The 9738-nt window shown below is 60.8% G+C and carries 11 protein-coding genes; 6 read left to right on the top strand and 5 right to left on the bottom strand.

The window, feature by feature from the left end; translation table 11 throughout:
- Window positions 1-333: 333 nt before the first annotated feature.
- The 3 genes from GOB85_RS11150 to GOB85_RS11140 all read left to right on the top strand — a co-directional run bounded on the left by GOB85_RS11150 (window position 334) and on the right by GOB85_RS11140 (window position 1724).
- The gene (locus GOB85_RS11150; protein WP_173577503.1) at window positions 334-558 is read left to right on the top strand and encodes a hypothetical protein; all 225 of its coding nucleotides are present in this window, start codon (window positions 334-336) and stop codon (window positions 556-558) included.
- Between the two features lie 18 nt (window positions 559-576).
- The gene (locus tag GOB85_RS11145) at window positions 577-1389 is read left to right on the top strand and encodes an IS5 family transposase (protein ID WP_173577504.1); all 813 of its coding nucleotides are present in this window, start codon (window positions 577-579) and stop codon (window positions 1387-1389) included.
- 185 nt (window positions 1390-1574) lie between these two features.
- Window positions 1575-1724: a hypothetical protein gene (locus GOB85_RS11140; protein WP_173577505.1), complete on the top strand. Its 150-nt coding sequence runs from the start codon at window positions 1575-1577 to the stop codon at window positions 1722-1724.
- A 58-nt stretch (window positions 1725-1782) separates the two neighbouring features.
- Here the strand turns inward: GOB85_RS11140 and GOB85_RS11135 are convergent, their stop codons facing one another.
- The 3 genes from GOB85_RS11135 to cmk form a co-directional block, all read right to left on the bottom strand.
- Window positions 1783-2754 carry a cation diffusion facilitator family transporter gene (locus GOB85_RS11135; RefSeq protein ID WP_173577506.1) on the bottom strand — a complete coding sequence of 324 codons (972 nt, stop codon included), beginning with the start codon at window positions 2752-2754 and terminating at the stop codon, window positions 1783-1785.
- Window positions 2747-3910 carry a cation diffusion facilitator family transporter gene (locus tag GOB85_RS11130; protein WP_408737064.1) on the bottom strand — a complete coding sequence of 388 codons (1164 nt, stop codon included), beginning with the start codon at window positions 3908-3910 and terminating at the stop codon, window positions 2747-2749. Before GOB85_RS11130 ends, GOB85_RS11135 begins: the two co-directional genes overlap by 8 nt.
- Window positions 3911-4020: 110 nt before the next feature.
- Window positions 4021-4677 (bottom strand): (d)CMP kinase, encoded by a 657-nt coding sequence (gene cmk, locus GOB85_RS11125; protein WP_173577508.1) that lies wholly within the window; start codon window positions 4675-4677, stop codon window positions 4021-4023.
- 270 nt (window positions 4678-4947) lie between these two features.
- Between cmk and GOB85_RS11120 the strand changes: the two genes are divergently transcribed.
- Together GOB85_RS11120 and GOB85_RS11115 are read left to right on the top strand one after the other, a co-directional pair.
- On the top strand, window positions 4948-6207 hold the full coding sequence (locus GOB85_RS11120) for an MFS transporter (protein ID WP_173577509.1): 1260 nt from the start codon (window positions 4948-4950) through the stop codon (window positions 6205-6207).
- A gap of 21 nt (window positions 6208-6228) precedes the next feature.
- A complete protein-coding gene (locus tag GOB85_RS11115) occupies window positions 6229-6429 on the top strand; it encodes a DUF2905 family protein (RefSeq protein ID WP_173577510.1) in 201 nt (66 codons plus the stop codon).
- A 55-nt stretch (window positions 6430-6484) separates the two neighbouring features.
- Here GOB85_RS11115 and purN read toward each other — a convergent pair whose 3' ends face one another.
- Window positions 6485-7129 carry a phosphoribosylglycinamide formyltransferase gene (purN, locus tag GOB85_RS11110; RefSeq protein ID WP_173577511.1) on the bottom strand — a complete coding sequence of 215 codons (645 nt, stop codon included), beginning with the start codon at window positions 7127-7129 and terminating at the stop codon, window positions 6485-6487.
- Window positions 7130-7301: 172 nt separating this feature from the next.
- On the bottom strand, window positions 7302-8384 hold the full coding sequence (gene purM / locus GOB85_RS11105; protein ID WP_173577512.1) for a phosphoribosylformylglycinamidine cyclo-ligase: 1083 nt from the start codon (window positions 8382-8384) through the stop codon (window positions 7302-7304).
- Window positions 8385-8494: 110 nt separating this feature from the next.
- Here purM and GOB85_RS11100 point away from each other — a divergent pair, with 110 nt between their 5' ends.
- Entirely contained in the window at window positions 8495-9274 is a 780-nt protein-coding gene (locus GOB85_RS11100) for a P-loop NTPase family protein (protein WP_194298755.1), read from the top strand.
- Window positions 9275-9738: the final 464 nt, after the last annotated feature.

Genomic DNA, 9738 nt, shown 5'->3' with positions numbered 1-9738 from the left:
TGATGCGGTGGCATCAGGCTTGAGCATGCCGGTATACATGGCGAAGGATTCCGCAGCTATATACCCCTGAAGCAAAGTATTCATTTTACGTCGTCCCGTTGAGGTGACAGCTTCCACGGGAAGCTGCGGACTCTCCTTATCTTGAGAGAATATGTCCAGTATTTTAGATATATTTTAGATATATTGTAAATAAAAAGTTAAATATCACATATATTATATATGTAGTTTCCAAATATGTGAGATGTAAATATTTAAAGATATTTAGTTACTTCGCATTAGTATCATCGTATCCTGTTAGTTTATATTTTATTTTCATTGGGGGGGGTGTTTTTCATGTCTGTAACCCAAACTCTTGTAGAGGATGCCACGTTTTTTAATCCACCTGTGTCATTGACCGGAAATATTGGAACGACAGTGGTCGATGCGAAAGGGTACTCTGGTGAAATCCTGTTGACGCCGGATTCGGGGACCTATGAGTCTTATGATCTCGATACCGACTCAGACCGCTACTATATGGGCACCCTGTGGCTAGAGGGTGTTATGTACTTTCGTGTCTGAATGGTGCAGTAAAGATAGATGATTACTGTGCGCAGGCCGTATCCATCTGATGTCAGTGACGAAGAATGGTCTCTGATTGTTTCATACCTCCTTCTGATGAAAGAGGATGCGGAGCAACGGCATCATGATCTGAGGGAGTTGTTCAACGGTCTGCGATATGTGATCCGTTACGGTATTGCATGGCGTGCGATGCCGAACGATCTGCCCCCGTGGTCTGCGGTTTATCAGCAATCCCGGCGCTGGATGGAGGCGGGATGTTTCGAAGCTCTCGTCCACGATCTTCGGGCTGTGCTGCGTCTGGCGGCTGGAAAGCAGGCTGAACCGACGACGGCGATCATCGACAGCCGGACATTGCGTTCGACCCCGGAAAGCGGGCCACGGTCCGGGTATGATGGTGCGAAAAGAAAGAACGGATCGAAGCTCCATATGGCCGTTGATACTCTGGGGCATCTTCTGACCCTGCACGTCACCCCGGCAAACAGAGACGACCGGGCAGAAGTCGGTCCGCTGGCGGAAGCTATCCAGCAGGCAACAGATGGCAGCGTGGAACTGGCATGGGCCGATCAGGGCTATACTGGATCAAAAGCAGCCAATGCAGCAAAAGAGCACGATATCACTCTCGAAATCGTCAGGCTGCCTCAGGCAAAGCGGGGTTTTGTGTTGCTGCCCCGTCGCTGGATTGTGGAACGCTCTTTCGCGTGGGCCACGCGATGCAGAAGGCTGGTCAAAGACTATGAACGCTGTGCCTCAACCCTCGCTGCAATGCATACCATCGCCTTCGCTGGTTTCATGCTCAGAAATGTCGCCAATCTGCTCTCCCAAAGTGCATAACACCCTCTAAATTCGGTATATCGGCAGATATATGGACATCTTCGCGCCCTGTCTAAAAAATAAGTCAGGACGGATCCTTTCATCTGACCACGATTAGCGAGCAATTCAATTTTTCGCGAGCGGTACGGTACGATCTGGATGATCAGCGTCTCTTTTTGTATGAAACATGGCAGACAGGACTGCCCGTGACTGCTGCCTTGTCGAAACTGATGAAGCATCCTGTGAAGGTTTTTCGCAACGAGCCGTTTCAGGCACCCGGTGATGCCGAACGCGCAAAGGTTGTGGCCGGGAGGCTTTATTACCGCGCGGTGACTGGCGCGCGCCGTCCGACGTAATGGCTCTAAAAAAGTTTTGATTTTCTGTTTTTCCGCACACCTTTTCAGGAAGGACGGGTCATGAATGCTGATGTTTCGGGAGACCGGATCTCAGCACGATGCCTGTGTTTTTGGCTTTGTATTCCGGTTCCACGTGGATGTTGATCAAAGCGCGACCGATGACGCGGCGTAGACCGGCTTCGATGCGGTCGCAGATTTCGTGGACGACGGCGACGGTCATGCTGCCGGGGACGACGAGGTGAAATTCGATGAAGGTGACGGCGCCGACCTCGCGGGTGCGGATGTCGTGTGCTTCCAGTGCTCCGGTCGCGTTTTCCGCGATGACTTCACGGAGTTTCTGAAGAGTTTCCGGATCGGGAGCTTCGTCCATCAGGCCGGCGACGGACTGGCGGAGCATTTCCCAGCCGACGCGGAGTACATTGACTGCGACGAGGGCGGCGAGGGTCGGGTCGAGCCAGTGCCAGCCGGTGAAGGGGATGAGGGCCAGGCCGGCGATGAGGCCGAAGCCCGTCCAGACATCGGAGAGGACGTGCTGTCCGCCTGCGACGAGGGCGGGGGAGCGTTTTGCCCGGCCGATACGCAGCAGGGTATAGCCCCATATGAGGTTGAGGATGGTGGCTGTCCCGTTCAGGGCGAGACCGGGCCAGGGGGCATCGACGCTGACCGGGTGGAGAAACCCGTCGATTGAGGCTTTACCGATGGCGAACGCGGTGACGAGCACCATGGCGCTTTCGATAATCGCTGACAGGTATTCGGCTTTGTAGTGCCCGTAGGTGTGGTTGTCGTCGGCGGGACGTTCGGCGAGTTTGATGGCCCAGAGACCACCGATTGCGGCGACGACATTGATGATCGTCTCCAGGGCATCGGATTTCAGGGCGATGCTGCCGGTGCAGGCCCAGGCGGCGTATTTCAGGCCCAGAGCGATGATGGCGATGCCGAGGCTGACCCAGGCGACGGTGGTTTTGCCATTGCTTCCGCCGGGAGCAGGCGGAAGGCCGGAGAGTTCGGGCGGCGCGACGGTGTCAGCCAACGGGTATTTCTCCGAGGCTGCATCCGGCGTCGCAGCGGGTGAGTTCGATCTGGAGAGTGGGGTGAACGATTCCGAATCGCGAGCGGAGGGTTTCGCCTGCGGCTTCCAGGATACGGTCATTGTCAGCGCCATCTGTGCCTGTGCGGACGAGATGGACGGTCAGAGCGGTTTCGGTGGTGCTCATGGCCCAGACATGCAGGTCATGCAGGCTGCTGACGCCGGGGAGGCTGAGCAGATAGGTTTCGACACCGCTTAGGTCGACGCCTTTGGGAACGCCGTCCAGCGCCATGTCGAGAGAGTCGCGCAGGAGGGACCAGGTGGCGGCGACGATCAGGACTGAGATGGCGAGACTGATGGCGGGATCGAGCCAGAGGAGGCCTGTCAGCATGACGAGGCCGCCTGTGATGACGACGGCGAGAGAGGCGAGGGCATCCGTCGCCATGTGCAGGAAGGCGCCGCGCAGGTTGAGGTCGTTTTTTTGTCCCCCCATGAAGAGGAGGGCAGTGCCGCCGTTCACGAGGATACCGATGGCGGCGACGATCATGACGGTTTTGCCGACGACGGGTGCCGGGTGAGCGAGCCGGAGGATGGCTTCCCAGGCGATGCCGCCCGTGACGACCAGCAGGATGACGGCGTTGCTGAGGGCGGCGAGGATCGACGAGCGGCGCAGGCCGTAGGTGAAGCGGGCGGAGGGGGCGCGTTGGGCGAGATTGTGGGCGAGCCATGCGGCGCCGAGGGCGAGGACATCTGAGAGGTTATGTCCGGCGTCGGCGAGCAGAGCGAGGGAGTGGGCGAGGATGCCCCAGATGGTTTCTGCGATCAGGTAGGCCGAGTTCAGGCCGATGCCGAGGGCGAAGGCGGTTCCGAACGAGGCGGGAGCGTGGTGGTGGTGACCGAAGAGGCCGTGCTCATGGTCGTGTCCGTCGTGGTCATGGTCGTTATGAGCGTGGGCGTGGTCGTGTGAGTGATCGTCTGCCTCGTGGTCGTGTCCGTCGTGATCATGGTTGTCGTGATCGTGGGCACCATGATCATCGGAATGGTCTTCGTGGTTGTGGGTGCAGCCGGGTGAGTGAGTGTGATGCGGGTCGCTGTCGGTGCGGGGGGCGCTCATCGCATGATCTCCTGGGGGGCGCTCTGAAGGCACCCGGTTCTGCATGAAGCGTCTGACCGGGGTGATCCGGCTTCGCGCTCTGACTGGCTGTGCTTCGGGCGGCCTGGTGGGTCCGGGGGAAAGGCGCCTGGCTGCGATCTGTTTTAAGCGGAGGATCAGAATGCTTTTGCGTCAAGGACAGATTTTACGATGCGGATGGCTTCAGTGAGAACCTGTTCGGCGGTGAGGGTATCTGTTTCGATTTTTACGGCGTCATCGGCCATGCGGAGCGGAGCAGCGGCGCGGGTAGCGTCCGCCTTGTCGCGCTCGATGAGTGCTGTTTCGACTTTGCTGATGTCGGTTTCGCGGTCGGGGCCGGTCTCTGAGCCGCCTGTCTGGGTGTAACGGCGTTCGGCGCGGGTGCGGGGTGAGGCGGTGATGTAGAGTTTGACGTCGGCATCGGGGAAGATGACGGTTCCGATATCGCGGCCATCGAGCACACCGCCGCGTTCGGCGGCGAAAGAGCGCTGGATATGGACCAGGGCCTGTCTGACGGCCTGGTCACGGGCGACGAGGCTGGCGGCGCGGGTTGCGTCCGGGGTGCGGAGATCGGTGCGTTTCAGGTCGTCGGGGCTGAGGGCCATGGCGAGCTCTTCGCCTGAGGCTGTCGCCGGGTCGAGCCCGGCATCGAGCATCCGGCGGCCGACGGCGCGGTAGAGCAGACCAGTATCGAGATAAGGAAGGCTGAAGGCTTCGGCGAGACTTTTCGCGAGAGTGCCTTTGCCTGCTGCGGCAGGTCCGTCCACGGCGATCACTGGCATCGATTTCGTCATGGCGTCTGTTCTCTTCCCCGGTTTGTGCGCGGCGTTTCCGGGCGGGAGTGCCGCCGGGGTGGCATGCCGTGCCTTCCGGGCAGGGCGATACCCTGTGGGGAAAATGACCGTCAACCTGTGCGGGCTGAGTCGGGGGCGGCTTACGTGCCGGTGTCACTATCGGGACACGATGGAGGTGCCCGTCGGGAGTGTCGGGATCGTGATGGATCCGGCCGTGGCTTCCGTTGCGCTGGCGTGCAACGAACCAGGGTCGATCCGGAGACACGGCATATGAGCACTGAGAGTCTTTCGTCACCTGTTTCAGCCACTGAGGCCATTCATGGCGGAGGCCGGGATCTGGCGACGGCGCGGCATGTGGTTGCGGCGTCGTTTCTGGGCTGGATGCTGGATGCGTGCGATTTTTTCATCGTTTTGTTCACGCTGGACAATGTGGCGGAGAGTTTTGCCGTGCCGCTCTCGACGGTGCTGCTGGCGCCGACGCTGACTTTGCTGACACGACCGATCGGGGCCTTTCTGTGTGGCCGGGCGGCGGATAAGTACGGGCGCAAGCCGGTGCTGATCTGGACGATCGTGATTTATTCCGTGATTGAGGTGGCGTCGGCTTTTGCCCCGACGATTGGTGTGTTTCTGGCGTTGCGGACACTGTTCGGCATAGCACTGGGCGGGGAATGGGGTGTTGGGACATCGCTGATCATGGAGAGCGTGCCGCCGTCCTGGCGAGGGATGTCTTCCGGGATTTTGCAGGCCGGGTATCCGGCCGGGTATCTGCTGGCGTCTCTGATGTTTCTGTTGCTGCCGGTGCTGGGGTGGCGGGGGCTGTTCATCCTCGGTGGCAGCGCGGTGGTTTCGGCGATTTATATCTGGTGGCGGGTGCCGGAGAGTCCGGACTGGCTGGCGCGACGTGGCGAGACCGGGCGTGAGGTGGCTCCGGGGCTGTGGAGCGTAATCCGTGGCAACACGGCGCTGTGTGTGTTTGCCGTTGTGCTGATGGCGTCATTCAACTTTCTGAGCCATGGATCGCAGGATCTGTATCCGAAGCTGTTTCTGGCGCTGGAACGCAACATCACGCCGAATCATGTTACGCTGATTGTGGTGCTTTATAATATTGGCGCGATAGCAGGCGGTATTTTCTTCGGGTTTTTGTCACAGAAGATCGGGCGGCAATATGCGATTGCACTGGCTGCGTTTCTGGTTCTGCCGCTGCTGCCATTGTGGACGTTGCCGCATTCGCTGATCTGGCTGACGATAGGGGCTGTCTGTATTCAGTTTTGTATTCAGGGGGCCTGGGGAGTGGTTCCGGCCTATCTGAGCGAACTGTCTCCGGCTTCCGTGAGAGCGACGTTTCCCGGGGTGGCGTATCAGTTTGGCAATCTGATTGCGGCCAGCAATGCGCTGGTACAGCATGGGATTGCGTCTGTCCTGGGTGTCGGGCTGGCGTTTCCGCTGATGCTGATCGTGGGTTCGGCGGCCTTGTCGGTTCTGGTGCTGACGGTTCTGAATGCGAAACTGCATCCGACAGAGCGGATGTGATGCTGGTGAGGTGAATGTGTTGTGTCGCGGTTGCTGATTGTTCTGGGGCTGGCGATCGCGGCGGCGGGGCTGCTGTGGCCATGGCTGATGCGGCTTCATATCGGGCGGTTGCCAGGCGATATTGTGATCCAGCGGCCTGGTTTTACGTTTTACATGCCTGTGATGACGGGGATTTTGCTCAGTGTGGTGTTGTCACTGATTCTGTGGCTGGTGCGGCGGTGAGCAGCACTGAATGAGAGTGCCGGTGTTCGCCGGGACTTCGACGGTCTGTGGGCGTTCAGACGACGATGAGGGCGGCCGAAGTGTTTCGGGGACTGTCTTCCGGCTGTTCGCCTGAGAGGACGTGGCGCAGGGCGGCCGGATAGAGGATGTGTTCCTGCGCGAGCACGCGGGCGGCGAGGATGTCGGGTGTATCGGTCTGAGGGAAGACCGGGACGGCGGCCTGGGCGATGACAGGTCCCTCATCCATTCCGGCGGTGACGTGGTGGACGGTGCAGCCATGGATGCGGAGGCCGGCTTCGAGAGCGCGTTCGTGCGTGTGTGTGCCGGGGAAGAGCGGGAGGAGGCTGGGGTGGATGTTGATCATCCGTCCGGCCCAGCTATCGGTGAAATACGGCGTGAGCAGGCGCATGTATCCGGCGAGGCAGACGAATTCGACGCCTGCGCCGGTCAGGGCCTTATTGACGGCGCGCTCGTGGGTTTCGCGGTCTTTGCCGTACGGTTTATGCGGGATGGCGATGGCCTGGAGGCCGGCTTCGCGGGCGTATATGAGGCCGGGAGCGTCCTCTTTGTTGCTCAGCACGAGCGCGATGGTTGCCGGGAAACCGGGTTCCGCGCAGGCGGCGATGAGGGAGCGCATGTTGCTGCCACGGCCGCTGATGAGGATGGCGATGCGGGTTTTGTTCGGGCTCGGCGCGGTCACTGAATACTGCTTCCTAAGGCGGGGCTTTTGTCTGTGGGAATGTTTTATAATCAGTTGATTGTGGATGGATTCTGCCAGATCACGTTACGTGTGAACTGAACTGATAAAATATTTTATTATCAGATTGTTACGATGACTTTCTTACAGACTGAGTGAGAAACCCGGCCTGTGATCAGGGCCAGGCGAAATCAGGAAGTGTGGTCATGTCGAGAATGGGCGCCGCGCCATTTGTGGCGATTTCGATGCGACCGAGGGGGATCGGGGTTTCGCCAAGGGTTTTGAGGCGGGCGAGGGTTTCTTCCGGTTTCGGCGTGATGAGGATCATGCCGATGCCGCTGTTGAAGACACGGAGCATTTCTTCAGGCGCGACGTTTCCGGTTGCCGCGAGCCAGCGGAAGACGGGGAGCGGTGTCCATGTCTGATCGATGACTGCTTTCGTGCCCTGAGGCAGCACGCGGGGGAGATTTCCGGGGAGGCCGCCGCCGGTGATGTGGGCGGCGCCGGAGAGCAGGCCTTCACGGTGCAGGGTGAGAACCTGCTGCACGTAGAGGCGGGTTGGCGTCATCAGCGCTTCCGCGAGGGTCTGGTCCGGGGCGAACGGGGCGGCGTCGGAGAGTTTGAGGCCGGCGGTTTCCAGGATGCGGCGGACGAGGGAGAAGCCGTTGGAATGGACGCCGCTGGCGGGGAGGCCGATCAGCGCGTCGCCAGGGCTGATGGTGCCGGGCAGGAGGCTGTTGCGCTCGGCGGCGCCGACGGAGAAGCCGGCGAGGTCATAGTGGCCGGCGGCGTACATGCCTGGCATTTCGGCGGTTTCGCCACCGACCAGGGCGCAGCCGGAGAGGCGGCAGCCTTCGGCGATGCCGCGCACGACTTTGGTGGCGTCTTCGACGGCGAGTTTTCCGGTGGCGAAGTAATCAAGAAAGAACAGGGGTTCGGCCCCCTGGACGACAAGGTCGTTCACGCACATGGCGACGAGGTCGATGCCGACGGTGTCGTGCAGGCCGCTGTCGATGGCGAGGTTCAGTTTGGTGCCGACGCCATCGGTGCAGGAGACGAGCACGGGATCGGTGAAGCCCGCGGCTTTGAGATCGAACAGGGCTCCGAAACCGCCGAGCCCCCCCATGACGCCGCTGCGGGTTGTGGCTTTTGCCGCGGGTTTGATGGCTTCGACGAGGGCGTCTCCGGCTTCGATGTCCACACCGGCTTCACGGTAGGTGAGACCCTCGGTCCGGGTGTCAGGTGTGGAGTTGCTCATTGCTCTGCTCGTCTTGTCTGGGGATGCCCGATGGGTGGTCGAACATCCGTGGCGTTTGAGGTAACAGGGTTCCGGTTTCCTTTACGGCAGGTGGGGCGGCGCGCATAGCGGTGACTGAACAGGTTTGCGATCCGGAATGGTCTGACGATGTGCATGTCCCTGATGTGGCGGACGTGAGCGGTGCTGGCCGCGCTGTCGCGGCGGAGGGGCAGATTGCCTTTGCGTTCGCGCATCAGCCCCGTTTTGACGAGATGGGATTTGTGGCGGCCCGTTCGAATGCGGCGGCGCGGGCCTGGCTGTTTTCCGGGGATGCGGTGCATTCCTGGTCTGACGGGCGGCTGGTGCTGTGGGGCGGGGCTGGTCGCGGGAAGACACATCTGCTTCGTGCCTGGGCGGCGCGGCGCGGGGCTCTGGTTGTCGGGTGCGAGGCAGGGCTGCCTGATGCGGCCGGGCTGATGGAGCGTGAGCCGGTGGCTCTGGCGCTTGATTCCGTGCCGACACGGGAGATCGATGAACTCGCTCTGCTGCGGACCGTGAATATGGCGCGGGAGCGGCATGTGCCGTTGCTGATGGCGGCGCGGCTGCCTCCGGGCCGCTGGACGGTGTCGCTGCCGGATCTGCAGAGCCGGCTGAGGGCGACGATGGCTGTGGAGTTGCGGCCGGCGGAGGATGCGTTGCTGCTTCGGCTGATGTTGCGGTTGCTGGCGGAGCGGCAGCTTGTGGTGTCGCGGTCGGTGACGGAATGGCTGCTGCATCGGTTGCCGCGTGAGGCACGGGCCGTTCAGGAGGTTGTCGCGCGGATTGATGCGGCGACTCTGGTGTCCGGCGCGCCGCTGGACCGGTCGGGTGCGGCGCGGGTGCTGGCGGAGATGTCCGGCTGCGGGGAGTAACGGCAACGAAGCGGGGTCGGTGGTGGACGTAAGATTTTCGTTCCGCCTGGCTCTGATCGCGTCAGGTACTGCCCGGTGATTTTTCAGACGGCTGGCGGAAGACCGGGGCTCTGCCCGGACCTGGAAGGGGTCACAGACCCCCTTCGGCCCGACCTGTTGAGTCATGAGCCGGTTCAGGGGGGCTGCGATCTTTGGTGGTCATCACAGGAAGCGCCAGCATCGAACGCTGCCAGAGCCTTGAGAAACCATTCATGCCGGAGATTGTGAAGATTGACCTGTGGATGAGAGTATCCGGGCTCTGCCCGGACCCGGCAGGCCCCTGCATCCCGGTTTGCTGATCATAAAACGGTTTGCAAAGGCGGACCTTTGCCGGGTTTCAGGGCAGAGCCCTGTCCCTGCCAGTCTCACACAGGTCAAAGGCCAGACCCTCCGGTATTATTATGAACAGATCGGGTACAGGGGCC

It is taken from the genome of Acetobacter fallax (assembly GCF_011516735.1).
Lineage (GTDB): Bacteria > Pseudomonadota > Alphaproteobacteria > Acetobacterales > Acetobacteraceae > Acetobacter > Acetobacter fallax.
Note: the sequence above shows the minus strand (reverse complement) of the source record. Positions and strands in the feature narration are given on the sequence as shown.